A 16,470-nucleotide genomic window follows, 5' to 3' on the forward strand; every position below is an offset into this window, starting at 1 on the left:
TCCCCGCCCCCGTCAGTCGCGCTGGAGTTCGTGCACCAGGGCGTCGAGGTCGGCGCCGCCCGCCATCTGCTTGGTCAGCTCGTCCAGGGTGATCTCGTCGCGTGTGTGATTGCCCACCATGGTGCCGCGCCGCAGCAGCACGAACCGGTCGCCGACCAGGTACGCGTGGTGCGGGTTGTGGGTGATCAGCACGACGCCGAGGCCCTCGTCGCGTGCGGCGGCCACATATTTGAGGACCACACCGGACTGCTTGACGCCCAGTGCGGCGGTCGGCTCGTCCAGGACGAGGACCTTGGCGCCGAAGTGGACGGCACGGGCGATGGCGACGCACTGGCGCTCGCCGCCGGAGAGGGTGCCGATGGGCTGGTCCACGTCGCGCAGGTCGATGCCCATGCGGAGCAGTTCGGCGCGGGTGGTGCGGCGCATGTGCTCGATGTCCAGGCGGCGGAAGGGGCCCTTGCCCTTGTGCGGCTCGGAGCCGAGGAAGAAGTTCCGCCAGACCGGCATCAGGGAGACGACGGCGAGGTCCTGGTAGACGGTGGCGATGCCCCGGTCCAGGGCGTCGCGCGGGGAGGCGAGCCGGGTCTCCTCGCCCTCGACGCGCAGGGTGCCGCCGTCGTGGCGGTGCAGTCCCGCGATCATCTTGATGAGGGTGGACTTGCCCGCGCCGTTGTCGCCGAGGACGCAGGTGATCTCCCCGGCGTGGACCTCCAGGGAGACGCCCTCCAAGGCGCGGACGTTGCCGTAGTGCTTGCTGACGTCGGTCAGCTCGACGAGCGGCACGCGCTCTTCGGTCACGGTCATTTCGTGGCCTCCGCACGCTTGCGGACCCAGGTGTTGAGCAGGGTCGCGAGGAGGAGCATCGCTCCGAGGAAGAACTTGAACCAGTCGGGGTTCCACTCGGCGAAGACGATGCCCTTGCTGGTCATGCCGAACAGGAGCGCGCCGACCGCCGAGCCGACGGCGCTGCCGTAGCCGCCGGTGATCAGGCAGCCGCCGATGACGGCCGCGATGATGTAGATCAGCTCGTTGCCGACGCCCTCGCCGGACTGGACGGCGTCGAAGGAGAAGAGCAGGTGCTGGCCGGAGACCCAGGCGCCGAAGGCGACGCCCATGTACAGGCCGATCTTGGTCTTGGCGACGGGCACACCGACCGCGCGTGCCGCGTCCGCGTTGCCGCCGACGGCGAAGATCCAGTTGCCGACGCGGGTGCGCAGCAGCACCCAGGAGGCGACGGCGACGAGGGCGAGCCACCACAGGATGGTCACCTTGAAGTCGACGCCCCCGACGGTGAGCGTCGAGGCGAAGACGGCGCGGGCGCTGGGGAAGCCCTCCATGTCGGCGATGGTCTTGGTGGAGACCGTGCCGTCGATCAGCTTGGTGAAGCCGAGGTTCATGCCGGTCAGCATCAGGAAGGTGCCGAGCGTGACGATGAAGCTGGGCAGTTTGGTGCGGGTCAGCATGAAGCCGTTGAAGGCGCCGACCGCGAGCGTGACCAGCAGCGACACGCCCGCGCCGACCCAGACGTTCGCCGTCATCTGATAGCTGAACATCGAGGAGATCAGCGCGGAGGACGTCACCATGACGCCCGCCGACAGGTCGAACTCGCCGCCGATCATCAGCAGGGCCACGGGCACCGCCATGATGCCGATGGTCGAGGAGGCGTAGAGGACCGTGCTCAGGCTCGACGCGTGCAGGAAGCCGTCGGCGACGCATGCGAAGAACACGAAGACGGCGAGCGCGCCGACGACCGAGCCCAGCTCGGGCCGGGCGAGCAGCTTGCGCAGCGGGGAGGTCCGCAGCAGGCGTTCGTCGGCGGACGGGCCGTCGGGTCCGGCCGGAGCCGCGGCCTCGGTGTTCACGCTCATCGGGTGCCCCGCTGGGTGTACTCGGCGAGCGCGCCGGCCTGGTCCTTGGTGATGATCTGCGGACCGGTCAGGACGGGCTTGCCGCCGCCGAGCATGTCGCCGTTGTACTTGTACAGCCACAGCAGGTCGATCGCCTCGTAGCCCTGGAGGTAGGGCTGCTGGTCGACGGCGAAGCCGAGGGTGCCGTCCTTCAGCTCGGCGGCGACCTTGGCGTTGAGGTCGAAGGTGTCGATCTCGGCCTTGCTGCCCGCGTCCTGCCTGGCCTTGGCGGCGGTGTCGGCGTAGGGCGCGCCCAGGGTGACGACGGCGTCCACGGAGCGGTCGGCCTGGAGCTTGGCCTCGATCGCGGACTGCACGTCGGGCATGTTCGTGCCGTTGACGTAGAGCTTCCGCACGGTGCCGTGGAAGGTCTTGGCGACGCCGTCGCAGCGCTGTTCATGGCCGACGTTGCCCTGTTCGTGCAGGACGCACAGGGCCTTCTCGCGGCCGCGCTTGTTCAGCTCGTCGCCGACGGCCTCGCCGGCGATGGTCTCGTCCTGGCCGACGTGGGTGAGGGCGCCGAACTTCTTGGAGTCGGCGGACCCGGAGTTCACCGTGATCACCGGGATGCCGGCCTTCTCGGCGCGGGCGACCGCCGCCTTGAGCGCGTCGGGCTTGGCGAGGGTGACGATGATGCCGTCGACCTTCTTGTCCACGGCGGCGTCGACCAGCTGCGCCTGCTGCTGGGCCTCGTCGTCGTGCGAGTACAGGAAATTGACGTTGTCCTTGATCGCGGCCTGCTTGGCGCCGCTCTGCACGATGTCCCAGAAGGTGTCGCCGTCTCCGGAGTGGGTGATCATCGCGAAGGTCCAGCGGGGGGTGTTCACCGCCGACCTGCCCTGGGCCACCGCCGCCTTGCGGGCGTCCTCGGCCCGCTTGCCGCCGGTGCTGCTGCAAGCGGCGAGCGACAGACAGGCGATCACACCGAGTGCCCCTGCCATCGCCGTGCCCACCCGGGTCCGAAACCGTGCCACGAGGCCGTGCTCCTTCTTGCGTGCGTAACTGGACCGTGCTCCAACATGCGAGAGGGGCGGGCGAGCACTCCGTCGGTTCGTCCCGGCGGCGCCGTCACCTGCCCCAAACACTTCAGTATCGAACATACGGAACACTCGTTACATGCCCGGGGCACCCATTACGGTCACTTTGTCCGGACATCCAGACACATGCAAGGGCCGGAATCCGGGCCGGTCAGGACCGCACGAGGAGCTGGAATTCGAAGGAGTAGCGGGCCGGACGGTACACATGGTCGCCGTACTCGACGGCGCGTCCGGTGTCGTCGTACGTGGCGCGTCTCATGGTGAGCAGGGGGGCGCCCTCGGCCTCGGTGAGCCGTTCCGCCTCGCCCGGGGTGGCGCCGCGCGCGCCGATGGACTGGCGGGCGCTGTGCAGGGTGATCCCGGCCGCGCGCATCATCCGGTAGAGGCCGGTGGCCTCCAGGCGGGCGGTGTCGAGATCGAGGAGACCGGGCGGCAGATGGTTGACGAGGTACGCCATCGGCTCGCCGTGCGCGAGGCGCAGCCGCTCGACGCGGTGGACGTCGGTGCCCTCGGGCAGTCCGAGCGCGGCGGCGATCTCGGTGGACGCGGGCACCATGGTGTTGACGAGCACCTTGGTGGCGGGGCGCTGCCCGGCCGCCTCCAGGTCGTCGTAGAGGCTGCTCAGCTCCAGCGGGCGCTTGACCTGGCTGTGCACGACCTGGGTGCCGACGCCCCGGCGGCGCACCAGGAGCCCCTTGTCGACCAGGGACTGGATGGCCTGGCGGACGGTGGGGCGGGACAGGCCGAGCCGCGCGGCCAGCTCGATCTCGTTGCCCAGCAGGCTGCCCGGGGTGAGCGCGCCGCGCTCGATGGCGGCCTCCAGCTGCTGCGAGAGCTGGAAGTACAGCGGCACCGGGGAGCCGCGGTCCACACGGAGGTCGAGCGCGACGGTCGGGTCCACATCTGGTTTCGGCACGGGCTTGAGCGTAGTCCGGTGCCCGGTTGACGGGAAGTCGTGAAGTCAGATTGTCCGGACATACTGATTGACAAGTACAGGACGGCCCTCCACTTTGTTTCCATGCGCATCGGGGTCATCGGTACGGGCCGCATCGGCACCATCCACGCGAACACGCTCAGCCGCCACAGGGAGGTCGGATCGCTCATCCTGACGGACTCGAATCCGTTACGGGCACAGGAGTTGGCGCACCGTCTGGGCGAGACGGCGGCGCCCGGGGTGGACGAGGTCTTCCAGTGGGGCGTGGACGCGGTGGTGATCACCACGGCGACGTCCGCGCACGCGGAGCTGATCGGGCGGGCGGCCCGCTCGGGTCTTCCGGTGTTCTGCGAGAAGCCGATCGCGCTCGACCTGCCCGGCACCCTGAACGCCCTCGCGGAGGTCGAGGCCGCCGGCACGGTGCTCCAGATGGGCTTCCAGCGGCGCTTCGACGCCGGCTACGTGGGCGCGCGCGAGGCGGTGCGCTCCGGCAGACTCGGGCGCCTGCACACGGTGCGGGCGCTGACCTCGGACCAGTCCCCGCCCCCGCCGGAGTGGCTGCCGCTGTCCGGCGGACTGTTCCGGGACACCCTGATCCACGACTTCGACGTCCTGCGCTGGGTGACGGGGCGCGAGGTGACCGACGTCTACGCCAGCGGTTCGGACGCCGGGCCGCCGATGTTCCGCGCGGCTGGTGACGTGGACACCGGGGCGGCGGTCCTCACCCTGGACGACGGCACCCTCGCGACCGCGACCGCGACCCGGCTGAACGGCGCGGGCTACGACGTCCGCATGGAACTGGCCGGGGAACGGGACACCGTCGTGGTCGGCCTGGACGACCGCACCCCGGTCGCCTCCACCGAACCGACCGGACCTCCCCCCTGCGACAAGCCGTGGGGCGGCTTCTTCGAGCGCTTCGGCTCCGCCTACGAGGCCGAACTGCGCGCCTTCGTGGAGGTGGTCCGGGGCGAACTCCCCAACCCCTGCGACGGCCGCGAGGCCCTCCACGCCCTGCGCATCGCGGAGGCGTGCGAGACGTCGCGCCGCGAGCGGCGTGCGGTGGCCCTGGCGGAGGTCCCGGACCGGCTCGGGACGCCCTACGAAGGGGACGCGCTCAGGGTGTAGGGGCGGCCCCTTCCCGTCGTCGGCGCGGCGATTCCGGTCGCCGCACCGACGGCCGCGGGGCTCCCGCCACGCCCCCCTCACCACCCGGCGAGGAGCACACGCCAGACCGCCGGCAGCGACATCGACGCCACGACGGGAATGACCCACCGCCGGGCGATCGGGCGGTACGTGAGGTTCTCGCGGCTGCGCCTCGCCCTCACCGCGTCGGCCGCGGAGAGCAGGCAGAACGCGGGGAACACGGAGAGCGTGACGGCGAGTACGGCCGCGAACGAGACGCCGAAGAGGTGATCGAGGAACATCCCCGACACGATCCCGAGCGCCGCCAGGAAGGCCCAGTGGGCAGCCGCGAGGGAGAACATGTCGTACGCCTCCCCGGCAGCACACTCACCCCGCTGGGACCGCCGCAGCCAGGACGTCAGATCCGCCTGGAAGTCCGCCGACCGCCTCCCCTTGGCGGAGTTCCTGAGAACGAACCGGTACAGCACCTGGCCGAGGGCGACGGGTGCGGCTTCCACCGCTCCGGCACATCGGTCGAACACGCCTCTGGCGTCCTTGTCGGGCATCGGCCGGCTCTCCTCTCGCGGCGAGGTTCCCTACGGCAGGCGAGCGGCCACGGACCCGCCCGGCGACCCCTGGTGTGGGGGGAAGGGTCGCCGGGCGGGTCGTGTGGGGGTGGGTCAGCAGCCGAAGTCGATCAGGTCGAACGTGGCGTAGTGGTCGGAGGTGTAGTAGTCCTCCTCGTACGCCTTGCCGGTGACGATGCGCCGGGCGCCGCGCGTGGACTCGCCCGGCGTCTTGACGGTGTATTCGTGGTAGTAGCCGGACGACTGGCCGGGCAGGACGCCTTCCCGGTTCTGGAAGACGACGCCGTCCTGCGAGTACGGGAACGGGCCGCCCTGGTCGATGAGTTCCAGGGTGTCGTAGGCCTGCGAGGGCAGGTCGCCGTAGCAGATGCTGCCGGTGGACGCGGTGGCCGCTTCCGCCGTGCCGGTGGCGACCGTACCGCCGACGAGGAGTGCCGAGAGCAGCGCGGCGGCGGCGCCGAGGCGAGACGTTCGTGGGGGGAATCTCATGCCCTCATGATGACGCGCGTAGACGTGGGCATGTCAATGACAAAGATGTGGATTTTCCCGTCAGGTCCCATGAGTTCTCGGGAAGTTAACCTCCCCCGAGGGGACCTTCCGGCCCCCTCTCGCACGGCGCGGGGCAGCGCCTCACGCCTCGTCGGACAGCTCGAAACTCCCGTACTCGGGGTCGCCCGCCAGGTCGTACGTCTGGAGGGAGACGCCCGTACTCGTGACGCGCCCCGCGGTGTGGCGGAAGCGGGTGGGTACGGCGCCCTCCGCGAAGAGGCGGCGGCCCGCGCCGAGGACGACGGGGAAGGTCGCGAGGTGGAGGGTGTCGAGCAGGCGGAGGTTGACCAGGGCGCGGACCAGGGCGCCGCTGCCGTGGATCTGGAGCTCCCCCTCGGTGCTCTCCTTCAGCGCGCGGACCTCCTTGGCCAGGTCGCCGGAGAGCACGGTGGTCCGGTTCCAGGCGGGGTCCCGGAGGGTGGCGGAGACGACGTACTTGGGGAGGCCGTTGAGCTTCGCCGCGATCAGGTGGTCGGGGTCGGTCACCTGCGGCCAGTACGCGGCGAAGATGTCGTAGGTGTGCCGGCCGAGCAGGAAGGCGCCGGGGTTCTCGAAGACCCCGGTGATGAACTCGCCGAAGTCCGGGTCGGAGAACGGGACGGTCCAGCCGCCCTGGCCGAAGCCGCCGCTGGTGTCCTCCTGCGGGCCGCCGGGCCCCTGGTACACGCCGTCCAGGCTGACGAAGACGGTGGAGACGAGCTGGGCCATGAGGTGCCTTCTTCCGGTGCCGGGTCCGCCGGCGGCGAGGGGCCGCCGTTGTCAACGGTGCAGACCGCCGCCCGGCCCGCAACTCATCGGTCCGGAACGGAAGGTCCGGAAATCGCTGACTTCTATTCCACGGTCCGGGAATTCCGTGGCATCATGAACGGAAACTCGTCCGGCGGCCCAGAAAGGACCGACATGGCCTCCACGAACGACGATCTTCTCGCCACCATCGCGGCGGAGCGGGAAATCTACCGGACCTTTTATAAATTCTTCCGGCTGGTGGACACGGGCCGGTACGGACAGCTCGTCGACTGCTTCACCAAGGACGCCCTGATCGAGTACGACGTGATGCCGGGGCCCACCCAGCGCTTCCACGGCCGCGACGAATTCACCGCCTTCATGTCGGCGGGCAGCCGTTGGCGGCGCGAGCCCACGGTCGCCCACGTCCTCGGCCAGACCCTCATCGAATGGCCCGACGGCCGCCCCCACCTGCAGGCCTACGCCACGGTCTGGCACTGGAGCACCACCCGCACCCCCGACGGCCGCCCCCGCCCCGCCGACTGGACCGTGGTCGGCCTCGTGGAGGACGACTTCGAACAGGAGGACGGCCGCTGGCTCATCAGCCGCCGTCATGTGGCACCGGTGGCGGGGCTGGTCGCGGCAGGGACGGGGCCGGTGTAGGGCTTTTTCCGGGCACCGCGTTTTCCCGGAGACGGTGACATTCGAAAACCGTCACCGAGGTATCCGAATTTCCTTCTCCGATGTTTCCGAACAATTGTCACCGGTGGTCCGGAACGAATATCTGCTCCCAGAGGTCCAGCCCCGCACGGAGAGGTTCACGCACGGCCGCAGTCTCTTTATCCGAGGCGATCTGTTTCCACCGGCCGCGCGCCCCCACCGCTGACGTTCTCCTGGTGTCCGGCAGGCGCCCGCTCGGGTGCCGCCACCGCGCGTCCCGGGATGAAGAGGGCGGCGGCGATCATCACGGCCAGCGCCGACCCGACCGCCAGGTACGCGTGGTGGAACCCGGACCGGGGATCGTCCGCGCCCGCGTCCTGCATGAGCAGCGCGACCACGGCGATGCCGATCGAGGCGCCGAGCTGATTGAGCATGTAGAGCACGGAACTGCCCTGCGGAACGAGCCTCGGCGGCAGGGTCCGGTACACCGAGCCGATCACCGGGGCGCCCGCCGAACCCGTGCCGATGCCGAGGGTGAACGCGGCCAGGAGCGGCCACAGTTGGGCGGTGTGCGCGTCGAACCGGCTGAACGCCAGCGAGCTGAGCAGGGCGACCGCCGCGCCGGCCAGGGCGAGGTTGCGCGAGCCCCAGCGGTCGGACAGCCGTCCCGCGAGCGGCATCACCAGCGCGGAGCCGGCACCGAAGGGCGCCAGCCGCAGCCCGGACTCGAACACGCCGTATCCGCGCACCTGTTGGTAGTACAGCGGGATCACGAAGATGCTCGCGAACGTGGCGAGCCCCAGCACGCCGGCCGCGACGACGCTCGCGGTGAAGCCGCCCCGGGTGAAGAGCCGGAGGTCGATCAGCGGTGGCGCCGTACGGGCGGTCAGCGCGTGGACCGCGTACCCGGCGAGCAGTACGACGGCGACGGCCAGCGGGAGCAGCACCTGCCAGGTGGTGAACGAGCCGCGCCGGGCGAGCTCCGACAGCGCGAGCACGCCGGTCGCGACGCCGGGGCCGATCAGGGCCACGCCCAGGACGTCCAGGCGTCCGGCCGCCGCGTGCCCCTCGGGCGGGTCGGCGGGCAGGGTGCGCCGCGCCAGGGCGAAGGCGACGATCACGATCGGCACGTTGACGAAGAACATCCAGCGCCAGTCGAGGCCTTGCAGGATGACCCCGCCGACGATCGGCCCGAGCACCGGTCCGGTCGAGCCGACGATCCCCATCACGCCCATCACCCGGCCGACCCGGGCGGGTCCGGCGGCGCGGGCCAGCAGGGTGAGCATCAGCGGGTCGAGAATCCCGGCGCCTACGCCCTGCACCACCCGGAAGACGATGAGGCTGCCGATGTTCCAGGCGAGGCCCGAGGCGACCGATCCGGCCATGAACAGCACGAGGCCGGACAGCCACAGGCGTCTGCCGCCGACCCGGTCCACCGCCCACGCGGTGACGGGGATGGTCACGGTCAGCGCCAGGAGGTAGCCGGTCGACACCCAGCCGGTCGTGCTGAGCGAGGCGCCGAAGCGGGTGGACAGGGTGTCCACGGCCACGGCGGTCATCGACCCGTCGAGGATGCCCATGATCCCGCCGATGAGGATGACACCGATCATCCGCCGTAAGGCCGGGTCGAGCCTGTCGTCCAAGGGGGTGGTCATCGTCGTCTCCCGACTCGGTCGCCTGTGAAAATGAACCTGCGGGTTCAATTTACCAACCTCGCGAGTAGGAAAACACGTGAGTTCGGAAGACTGCACCGACGGGTAGGGCCCGAGCCGTCGGCGGCTACCCTGGACCCATGGCATCAGCAGCGGCGACGCAAGCGCGGACGGCCCCACGCGGCCGCATCGACAAGCGGCGGGCGATCCTCGGCGCGGCCTTCGACGTCTTCGCGGAACACGGGTACGCGAACGCGCTGGTGCAGGAGATCGCCGAGCGGGCGAAGGTCGCCAAGCCGACCGTGTACAACCACTTCGCGGACAAGGAGACCCTGTTCCGGGAGACCCTCACGGACGCGGCGCGGACGGTGATGGAGCGCAACATCGCGGTGCTCGACCGGATGCGCTCCCCGGGCGACGACCTGCGCGCGACGCTGAACGAGGTCGCGTACCAGCTGGTGCGCTCCTGCTGCGACGCCCGCTCCCGCTCCCTGCGCCGGCTGACCTACGCGCAGGTGACCCGCTTCCCCGACCTGATCGAGGCCGTCCAGGACCTCACCTCGGTGCGCATCGCCGAGGCCATGGCGGACCGGCTCGCCCGGCTCACCCTCTCCGGACGGCTGCGGCCCTGCGAACCCGCCCTGGCCGCCGAGCAGTTGCTCGCCCTGATCACCGGACCGCTGGAGACCCGCTCCCGCCTCGGCACGCGCAAGCCGGGCACGGCGGAGATGCGGGCGCTGGCGGAGGCGGCCGTGGACACGTTCCTGCGGGCCTACGCGGCGGAGTGACGCGCCCAGCCGTTACGGCTGGGCGGCTCAGCCACCCAGCTCCCGGTACCGCGCGGCGAGTTGGGCGGCCCCCGCCTCCGTGAGCGAGCCGTGGAGGCGCAGCCGGGAGATCCCGCCGTCCGGATAGATGTCCACCCGCGCGTGCGTCCCGACCGCCGGGGCCGGCAGGACGAAGCGGTGGAGGGTGTCCGGCTGGAGCCGTATACGGGGCAGGAGTTCGGCCCAGTCGGCGTCCTCGCCGTCCCGCACCGAAACCGACGCCCACCCCGCGCTGTTGCCCTTCAGATACGCCGTGTCGATCTCCACCGCGCGGATCTCCGCCTGGGCGGCGAGGCGGTAGGTGATCCAGTCGTGGCCCCGGTCGCGGCGGCGGCGGGTCTCCCAGCCCTCGTCCATCCGGCGGGAGCGGCCCGGCAGGACGGTGTGGGCGGCCGGGGAGTAGAAGAGGTCGGAGGCGTCCTCGACGCGCCCGCCGTTCTCCAGAGCGACCACGTCGAAGGTGCCGAGCGCCGCGAGCCAGGACGGGTCCGGTACGACCTCGCCGTACACGCGCAGCCGGGCGATTCCGCCGTCGGGGTGCTGGTTGAGGCGCAGATGGGTGAAGCACTGCCGTGCGGACACCGCGAAACCGTTGGCCGCGTGGCCGCCGACGGGGGTGCGCGGGACGAGCGTCGTCCACTTCACGTCGTCGCCGAGGAGCTGCTCCGGCGACGGAGTGCCGGGCACGGAGGCGGCCTCGACGGAGACGGCCTCGGGGTGGTTGCCCCGGAAGTGGGCGGTGTCGACGACGACTCCCCGGATCACCCCGGGCGCGCCGAGGCGGATCAGCGCCCAGTCGTGGTCCTCGGCGGCGGGCCAGGGGTGCCCGGCGTCCGTGCCGCGCCGCCGCCGGGTCTCCCAGCCGTCCATGACCTTGCCCTTGTGGCCGAACCGCTCGGGGTCGAAGGCGGCCCGGCCGGGCGTGAGCAGGTTCTCCCGATCGGCGAAGAACTCGTCGTTCGCCGCGACGACCCCCGCGCCGAGCCGCCGGTCGGCGAGGTCGGTGTACGCCGTGAAGGGGAAGTCGGCGGTGCGGTAGTCGGCGTAGGGGTCGCCGCCGCCGAACGGGGCCGCGGGGCCGGTGAATCGGGGCGCCGTCACTGGATTCCTTTCGCTGACACGGGAGTTCATCGGGTACGGGTGAGCAGGCGGCCGCTCGGCTCGGTGAACTCCCCTTCCGCGTAAACCCGTTCACCGCGCAGCCAGGTCGACCTGACCACGCCGTGCAGCGTCCGGCCCGCGTACGCGGTGACCGGGTTGCGGTGCTGGAGCCGGGCCGGGTCCACGGTGAAGGTCTCCTCGGGGGCGAGGACGGTGAAGTCGGCGTCGCGGCCGGGCGCGATGGCGCCCTTGCGGTCGAGGCCAGCCAGGGCGGCGGTGCGCGCGGACATCCAGCGGACCACGTCGGCGAGGCCGTGGCCCCGGCGGCGCGCCTCGGTCCACACCGCCGGAAGGCTCAGCTGGAGGCCGGAGATGCCGCCCCAGGCGGTGGCGAAGTCCGTCGTCTTGAGGTCGGCGGTGGACGGGGAGTGGTCGGTGACCACGCAGTCGATCGTGCCGTCCGCGAGCGCCTGCCAGAGCAGGTCCTGGTTGGCGGCCTCGCGGATGGGCGGGCAGCACTTGAACTCGCTGGCGCCGTCCGGGACTTCCTCGGCGGTGAGGGTGAGGTAGTGCGGGCAGGTCTCCACGGTGAGCCGGACGCCCTCGGCCCTGGCTGCGGTGATCAGCGGGAGCGCGGCGGCGGAGGAGAGGTGGAGGACGTGGACGCGGGCGTTCAACCGTCGTGCCTGCTCGATCAGTCGGGCGATGGCCTCGGTCTCGGCGGCGTGCGGACGGGAGGCGAGGAAGCCCGCGTAGGCCGTCCCGGCTGGGGTGTCGGCGAGCCGGGCCGGGTCCTCGGCGTGCACGATCAGCAGACCGTCGAATCCGGCGATCTCCGCGAGCGTACGGGCCAGTTGCTCCTTGTCCAGGTGCGGGAACTCCTCCACGCCGGACGGTGACAGGAACGCCTTGAAGCCGAACACCCCCGCCTCGTGCAGCGGACGCAGATCCTTGACGTTGCCGGGCAGCGCGCCGCCCCAGAAGCCGACGTCGATGTGTGTACGGCCCTGTGCGGCCGCCCTCTTGGTGTCCAGGTGGGCCGTAGTGGTGGTCGGCGGAAGGGAGTTGAGCGGCATGTCCACGAGGGTGGTGATCCCCCCGGCCGCCGCCGCCCGGGTGGCGGTGCGGAAACCTTCCCACTCCGCCCGGCCGGGGTCGTTGACGTGCACATGGGTGTCGACCAGGCCGGGGAGCAGCGCGTGGTCGCCCAGCTCCTCCAGCCGGGTCGCGCCCGGGAGCCGTGCGTCGTAGGGCAGCACGGCGGTGACGGTCCCGGCGGCGACGGTGACCGTGGCGGCCCGTGTCCCCTCCGGCGTGACGACGCGCGTCGAACGCAGCGCCAGCTCGGCGTCGGACACCCGGACCCCTCTCGGTCGTCGACCAGGCGGTTCACATTCCGGAAACGGGATGTACGCCCATGTAACGGAATTCAACGTTCTGTTGAAGGAGTCTTCATGGCGGGCGGTGCGGCGTCAAGGGTGCGGGGGTGTGGCGGCCGCGCGTCGGTCGCGGGGCGGTGTTCGGGCGCGAGGTGGTGTTCGGGCGCGGGACGGTGTTCGGCCGCGCGGCGGCCCCAGGTCGTTCCGGCGAGTACAAGGACGGCGCCCAGATAGCCGAGGGCGCCGGGGTGGTCGCCGCCGAGCGCGACGCCGATGACGGCGGCCCACAGGGGTTCGGTGCCCTGGAGGAGGCTCACGCGGGAGGGGGAGCTTCGCCGTACGGCCCACAGCTGGACGAAGAAGGCGAACAGGGTGCACATGACGGACAGGTAGAGCAGGTTGACCCACTGGGCGCCGGTGAAGGACGCCGCCAGCTGCCACGGCCCGGTTCCGCCCATCGGGGTCAGGAGCGCGAACACGGCGACGGCGGTGGCCAGTTGGACGAACGTGAGCGCCGCGTCGTCGGTGTTCCGTACGGCGGGGAGCCGGTGGATCAGCAGAACGTTGACCGTACGGGTGACGGCCGCCAGCAGCATGAGCAGGTCGCCGAGGGAGGGCGCGGTGAAGCCGGTGCCCTGGGTGAGCAGGGCGACGCCGAGCAGGGAGAGCGCGGCCGCGGCCAGGAAGGACCGGCTGGGCGGGGTGCGGTTGAGGGCGGCCTCGGCGAGCGGGGTGAAGACCATGGTCAGGCTGATGATCAGCCCGGCGTTGGTCGCCGAGGTGTGGACGACGCCGTAGGTCTCCAGCAGGAAGACGGCGGCGAGGATCAGCCCCAGGGCGCCTCCGCCGCCCAGCTCACGCGCCGTCAGCCGCCGCAGCGCGCGCCGCGCCACGAGGCCGAGGAGCGGGACGGCGATGAGGAAGCGCAGCAGGAGCAGGGTGATGACGGTGTCTTCACGCGTGATGTTCTTGGTGGCCAGATAGCTGGAGCCCCAGACGACGGCGACCAGCAGTACGGGACCGTCGGTCAGCCAGGCTCTGCGGGAGCCGGGGGCGGCGGGGGCGGTGGGCATGAGCTTCTCCGGGGTGTGGGCGGCCCATAAAGATCGACTTCGGAAGGGCGGCGCCACAAGGAGCCGGCGGCGCGCGCCCCGGTGACAAAGATCACTCGGCGGACGCGGGGGCGGTGACCTGAGGGGACATCCGCTCCCCGGGCGGGACATGGGCTCCGTTCGCCGGGTATGCAGGACGCATGACCCCGACCCCGCAGGCCCCCCACCCCGGCATCGCCGGTCTGCTCCTCGCCGCCGGCGGGGGCAGCCGGCTCGGCGGCCGCCCCAAGGCGCTGCTGCCGTACCGGGGGCGCCCCCTGGTCGAGCACGCGGCCGGGGCGCTGCGCGCGGCCGGATGCGCACGGGTCCACGTGGTGCTGGGCGCGCGGGCGGCCGAGGTCCGCGAGCGTGCCCGTCTCGACGGCTGCGTCCTCGTGGAGAACCCCGACTGGCCCGAGGGCATGGGCTCCTCCCTGCGCGCCGGCCTCCGCTCCCTCGCGGGAACGGGGGCGCGCGGGGCTCTGGTGGGCCTGGTCGACCAGCCGGGCATCGGCCCGGCGGCGGCCGCCCGGGTGCTGGCCGCCTTCGAGGACGAGCACTCCCTCGCGTCGGCGGCCTACGACGGTCTGCGCGGCCACCCGGTGCTCCTCGGCGCCGCCCACTGGCCGGGCGTCGCGGCGACCGCCACCGGCGACCGGGGCGCGCGGGCCTATCTGCGGGAGCACGCGGCGGAAATCCGGCTCGTGGAGTGCGGGGACGTGGCGGAGGCGTACGACATCGACACCGAGGCGGACCTGGACCGGCTGCGGTGATCAGCGATCGGAGACCCGGTGCGCGCCCGGGGGCCACGTCCCGTGGCGGACGATGTGCTCCACGATGTCCAACGCCTCCCCGAGGGGCACGGTGTCCTCGTCCGGGTACGTGTCGTGCTGCCCGTTGGCCGACACGAACCCGGCACTCGACCCCGGGGCTTCCGGGTCCACGGCGTGCTCGCCGGGGTCACCCTCCTCCGCGAGCAGCATGACCATGGCCCGCTCGGTGTTCGTCAGCACCGCCAAGAAGCGGCCGGACGAAGCGACCAGCCATGTCTCAAGCCGCCCGCGGCCGATCCGCGCCCGGAGAGCCTCCCGAACCGTCTCGGCCGCCACCGGAGCGGTGCCGTCGTCGGCGATCACCCAGGACTCGATCATGGTCACGACGATCTCACGCCCCGCCGAGAATCCCCCACCCGTTGAGGTTCCCCCGGGAAAAACCTACGATCCGCATCTCAGAAGCGACCGTCCGTGAGTTGAGGAAGTGACCGCTCATGTCCGCACCCGCGTCGTCCCCGCCCACGGTCGTGGACGCTCCGCCGCTGCCCCGGCAGGAGGAGGTGCTGACCGGGGAGGCGCTGGCGTTTCTCGGGGAGCTGCACCGGCGCTTCACTCCCCGGCGGGACGAGCTGCTGGCGCGGCGGGCCCGGCGGCGGGAGGAGATCGCGCGGACCGGCACGCTGGACTTCCCGCCGGAGACGGCGGACGTGCGCGCGGACGAGTCCTGGCGGGTGGCCCCGGCGCCGCCCGCGCTGGAGGACCGCCGGGTGGAGATCACCGGCCCCACCGACCGCCGGATGACGGTGAACGCGCTGAACTCCGGCGCCCGGATCTGGCTGGCCGACTTCGAGGACGCCTCGGCGCCCACCTGGGAGAACGTGGTCCTCGGCCAGCTCAACCTGAAGGACGCCTACGCCCGCCGCGTGGACTTCACGGACGAGCGCACCGGCAAGTCGTACGCGCTGCGCCCCGACGGGGAGTTGGCGACCGTCGTGATGCGGCCGCGCGGCTGGCATCTGGACGAGCGGCATCTCGTCGGCGCCGACGGCACCCCGCTGCCCGGCGCGCTCGTGGACTTCGGGCTGTACTTCTTCCACAACACACGGCGGCTGCTCGACCTCGGCAAGGGGCCGTACTTCTACCTGCCGAAGACCGAGTCGCACCTCGAAGCCCGGCTGTGGAACGACGTGTTCGTGTGCGCGCAGGAGTATCTGGGCGTGCCGCGCGGCACCGTACGCGCCACCGTGCTGATCGAGACCATCACCGCGGCCTTCGAGATGGAGGAGATCCTCTACGAACTCCGCGAGCACGCCTCGGGGTTGAACGCGGGCCGCTGGGACTACCTCTTCTCGATCATCAAGAACTTCCGTGACGCGGGGCCCGAGTTCGTGCTCCCGGACCGCAACGCCGTCACGATGACCGCGCCGTTCATGCGGGCGTACACCGAACTCCTCGTCCGCACCTGCCACAAGCGGGGCGCGCACGCGATCGGCGGCATGGCGGCGTTCATCCCGTCCCGCAAGGACGCGGAGGTCAACCGGGTCGCCTTCGAGAAGGTGCGCGCGGACAAGGACCGTGAGGCGGGGGACGGTTTCGACGGTTCGTGGGTGGCGCATCCGGACCTGGTGCCGATCGCCCTGGAGTCCTTCGACAAGGTGCTCGGGGAGCGCCCGCACCAGAAGGACCGGCTGCGTGAGGATGTCCGGGTGACGGGGGCCGATCTGCTGGCGGTCGGGACGCTGGAGGCGCGGCCGACGTACGGCGGGCTCGTCAACGCCGTTCAGGTGGGCGTCCGTTACATCGAGGCGTGGCTGCGGGGGCTCGGCGCGGTGGCCATCTTCCACCTGATGGAGGACGCGGCCACGGCGGAGATCTCGCGCTCGCAGATCTGGCAGTGGATCAACGCGGGCGTGGAGTTCGAGAACGGCGAGCGGGCGACGGCCGAGCTGGTGCGCTCGGTCGCGGCCGGTGAACTGAACGCCATCCGGGAGGAGTTGGGCGAGGAGACCTTCGCTGCGGGACGCTGGCAGGAGGCGCACGATCTCTTCCTCCAGGTGGCCCTGGACGCGGAGTACGCCGACTTTCTGACGCTGCCGGCCTATCGGCACCTCAGGGGCTGAAATCAGGG

General features: G+C 71.5%; 17 protein-coding genes. 5 read left to right on the plus strand and 12 right to left on the minus strand.

The features are described 5' to 3' along the window. Positions 1 to 12: 12 nt before the first annotated feature. From AB0898_RS12300 to AB0898_RS12315, 4 genes are all read right to left on the minus strand, one after another. Complete coding sequence (locus AB0898_RS12300) at positions 13 to 804, minus strand: ATP-binding cassette domain-containing protein (RefSeq protein WP_366802817.1); 792 nt, start codon at positions 802 to 804, stop codon at positions 13 to 15. Continuing rightward, positions 801 to 1,868, minus strand: coding sequence for an ABC transporter permease (locus AB0898_RS12305; protein WP_366802818.1), 1,068 nt, complete (start codon positions 1,866 to 1,868; stop codon positions 801 to 803). Before AB0898_RS12305 ends, AB0898_RS12300 begins: the two co-directional genes overlap by 4 nt. Beyond that, complete coding sequence (locus tag AB0898_RS12310) at positions 1,865 to 2,881, minus strand: sugar ABC transporter substrate-binding protein (RefSeq protein WP_366802819.1); 1,017 nt, start codon at positions 2,879 to 2,881, stop codon at positions 1,865 to 1,867. Before AB0898_RS12310 ends, AB0898_RS12305 begins: the two co-directional genes overlap by 4 nt. Positions 2,882 to 3,095: 214 nt before the next feature. Beyond that, complete coding sequence (locus AB0898_RS12315) at positions 3,096 to 3,845, minus strand: GntR family transcriptional regulator (RefSeq protein WP_366802956.1); 750 nt, start codon at positions 3,843 to 3,845, stop codon at positions 3,096 to 3,098. Between the two features lie 117 nt (positions 3,846 to 3,962). On the opposite strand from AB0898_RS12315, the gene AB0898_RS12320 reads away from it, so the two are divergent. After that, positions 3,963 to 5,003, plus strand: coding sequence for a Gfo/Idh/MocA family oxidoreductase (locus AB0898_RS12320; protein ID WP_366802820.1), 1,041 nt, complete (start codon positions 3,963 to 3,965; stop codon positions 5,001 to 5,003). 77 nt (positions 5,004 to 5,080) lie between these two features. Here the strand turns inward: AB0898_RS12320 and AB0898_RS12325 are convergent, their stop codons facing one another. From AB0898_RS12325 to AB0898_RS12335, 3 genes are all read right to left on the minus strand, one after another. Continuing rightward, the gene (locus AB0898_RS12325) at positions 5,081 to 5,566 is read right to left on the minus strand and encodes a hypothetical protein (protein WP_366802821.1); all 486 of its coding nucleotides are present in this window, start codon (positions 5,564 to 5,566) and stop codon (positions 5,081 to 5,083) included. Positions 5,567 to 5,680: 114 nt separating this feature from the next. Next, positions 5,681 to 6,076, minus strand: a complete 396-nt coding sequence (locus AB0898_RS12330) for a ribonuclease domain-containing protein (protein ID WP_366802822.1) — start codon at positions 6,074 to 6,076, stop codon at positions 5,681 to 5,683. 141 nt (positions 6,077 to 6,217) lie between these two features. Then, on the minus strand, positions 6,218 to 6,844 hold the full coding sequence (locus AB0898_RS12335; RefSeq protein ID WP_366802823.1) for a dihydrofolate reductase family protein: 627 nt from the start codon (positions 6,842 to 6,844) through the stop codon (positions 6,218 to 6,220). 192 nt (positions 6,845 to 7,036) lie between these two features. On the opposite strand from AB0898_RS12335, the gene AB0898_RS12340 reads away from it, so the two are divergent. After that, a complete protein-coding gene (locus tag AB0898_RS12340) occupies positions 7,037 to 7,522 on the plus strand; it encodes a nuclear transport factor 2 family protein (RefSeq protein WP_366802824.1) in 486 nt (161 codons plus the stop codon). A gap of 176 nt (positions 7,523 to 7,698) precedes the next feature. Here the strand turns inward: AB0898_RS12340 and AB0898_RS12345 are convergent, their stop codons facing one another. After that, positions 7,699 to 9,174 (minus strand): DHA2 family efflux MFS transporter permease subunit, encoded by a 1,476-nt coding sequence (locus AB0898_RS12345; protein ID WP_366802825.1) that lies wholly within the window; start codon positions 9,172 to 9,174, stop codon positions 7,699 to 7,701. Between the two features lie 137 nt (positions 9,175 to 9,311). Here AB0898_RS12345 and AB0898_RS12350 point away from each other — a divergent pair, with 137 nt between their 5' ends. Then, positions 9,312 to 9,959, plus strand: coding sequence for a TetR/AcrR family transcriptional regulator (locus AB0898_RS12350; protein ID WP_366802826.1), 648 nt, complete (start codon positions 9,312 to 9,314; stop codon positions 9,957 to 9,959). Positions 9,960 to 9,986: 27 nt separating this feature from the next. Here AB0898_RS12350 and alc read toward each other — a convergent pair whose 3' ends face one another. The 3 genes from alc to AB0898_RS12365 all read right to left on the minus strand — a co-directional run bounded on the left by alc (position 9,987) and on the right by AB0898_RS12365 (position 13,551). Continuing rightward, the gene (alc, locus tag AB0898_RS12355) at positions 9,987 to 11,099 is read right to left on the minus strand and encodes an allantoicase (RefSeq protein ID WP_366802827.1); all 1,113 of its coding nucleotides are present in this window, start codon (positions 11,097 to 11,099) and stop codon (positions 9,987 to 9,989) included. Between the two features lie 26 nt (positions 11,100 to 11,125). Then, positions 11,126 to 12,457: an allantoinase AllB gene (gene allB / locus AB0898_RS12360; protein ID WP_366802828.1), complete on the minus strand. Its 1,332-nt coding sequence runs from the start codon at positions 12,455 to 12,457 to the stop codon at positions 11,126 to 11,128. Between the two features lie 71 nt (positions 12,458 to 12,528). Continuing rightward, the gene (locus tag AB0898_RS12365) at positions 12,529 to 13,551 is read right to left on the minus strand and encodes a DMT family transporter (protein ID WP_366802829.1); all 1,023 of its coding nucleotides are present in this window, start codon (positions 13,549 to 13,551) and stop codon (positions 12,529 to 12,531) included. Between the two features lie 179 nt (positions 13,552 to 13,730). Here AB0898_RS12365 and AB0898_RS12370 point away from each other — a divergent pair, with 179 nt between their 5' ends. Further along, positions 13,731 to 14,342, plus strand: coding sequence for a nucleotidyltransferase family protein (locus AB0898_RS12370; protein WP_366802830.1), 612 nt, complete (start codon positions 13,731 to 13,733; stop codon positions 14,340 to 14,342). Here the strand turns inward: AB0898_RS12370 and AB0898_RS12375 are convergent, their stop codons facing one another. Then, positions 14,343 to 14,720: a hypothetical protein gene (locus AB0898_RS12375; protein ID WP_366802831.1), complete on the minus strand. Its 378-nt coding sequence runs from the start codon at positions 14,718 to 14,720 to the stop codon at positions 14,343 to 14,345. It lies immediately after the preceding gene. Between the two features lie 116 nt (positions 14,721 to 14,836). Between AB0898_RS12375 and aceB the strand changes: the two genes are divergently transcribed. Continuing rightward, a complete protein-coding gene (aceB, locus tag AB0898_RS12380) occupies positions 14,837 to 16,462 on the plus strand; it encodes a malate synthase A (RefSeq protein WP_366802832.1) in 1,626 nt (541 codons plus the stop codon). The last annotated feature ends 8 nt before the right edge of the window (positions 16,463 to 16,470 follow it).

Source organism: Streptomyces sp. NPDC005435, from assembly GCF_040703155.1.
Lineage (GTDB): Bacteria > Actinomycetota > Actinomycetes > Streptomycetales > Streptomycetaceae > Streptomyces.

Bases quoted from the DNA above. Each gene is read 5' to 3' on its own strand.
- AB0898_RS12300 (WP_366802817.1), bottom strand. From the start codon at position 804: ATGACCGTGACCGAAGAGCGCGTGCCGCTCGTCGAGCTGACCGACGTC.
- AB0898_RS12305 (WP_366802818.1), bottom strand. From the start codon at position 1,868: ATGAGCGTGAACACCGAGGCCGCGGCTCCGGCCGGACCCGACGGCCCG.
- AB0898_RS12320 (WP_366802820.1), top strand. From the start codon at position 3,963: ATGCGCATCGGGGTCATCGGTACGGGCCGCATCGGCACCATCCACGCG.
- AB0898_RS12325 (WP_366802821.1), bottom strand. From the start codon at position 5,566: ATGCCCGACAAGGACGCCAGAGGCGTGTTCGACCGATGTGCCGGAGCG.
- AB0898_RS12330 (WP_366802822.1), bottom strand. From the start codon at position 6,076: ATGAGATTCCCCCCACGAACGTCTCGCCTCGGCGCCGCCGCCGCGCTG.
- AB0898_RS12335 (WP_366802823.1), bottom strand. From the start codon at position 6,844: ATGGCCCAGCTCGTCTCCACCGTCTTCGTCAGCCTGGACGGCGTGTAC.
- AB0898_RS12340 (WP_366802824.1), top strand. From the start codon at position 7,037: ATGGCCTCCACGAACGACGATCTTCTCGCCACCATCGCGGCGGAGCGG.
- AB0898_RS12345 (WP_366802825.1), bottom strand. From the start codon at position 9,174: ATGACCACCCCCTTGGACGACAGGCTCGACCCGGCCTTACGGCGGATG.
- AB0898_RS12350 (WP_366802826.1), top strand. From the start codon at position 9,312: ATGGCATCAGCAGCGGCGACGCAAGCGCGGACGGCCCCACGCGGCCGC.
- AB0898_RS12365 (WP_366802829.1), bottom strand. From the start codon at position 13,551: ATGCCCACCGCCCCCGCCGCCCCCGGCTCCCGCAGAGCCTGGCTGACC.
- AB0898_RS12370 (WP_366802830.1), top strand. From the start codon at position 13,731: ATGACCCCGACCCCGCAGGCCCCCCACCCCGGCATCGCCGGTCTGCTC.
- AB0898_RS12375 (WP_366802831.1), bottom strand. From the start codon at position 14,720: ATGATCGAGTCCTGGGTGATCGCCGACGACGGCACCGCTCCGGTGGCG.
- aceB (WP_366802832.1), top strand. From the start codon at position 14,837: ATGTCCGCACCCGCGTCGTCCCCGCCCACGGTCGTGGACGCTCCGCCG.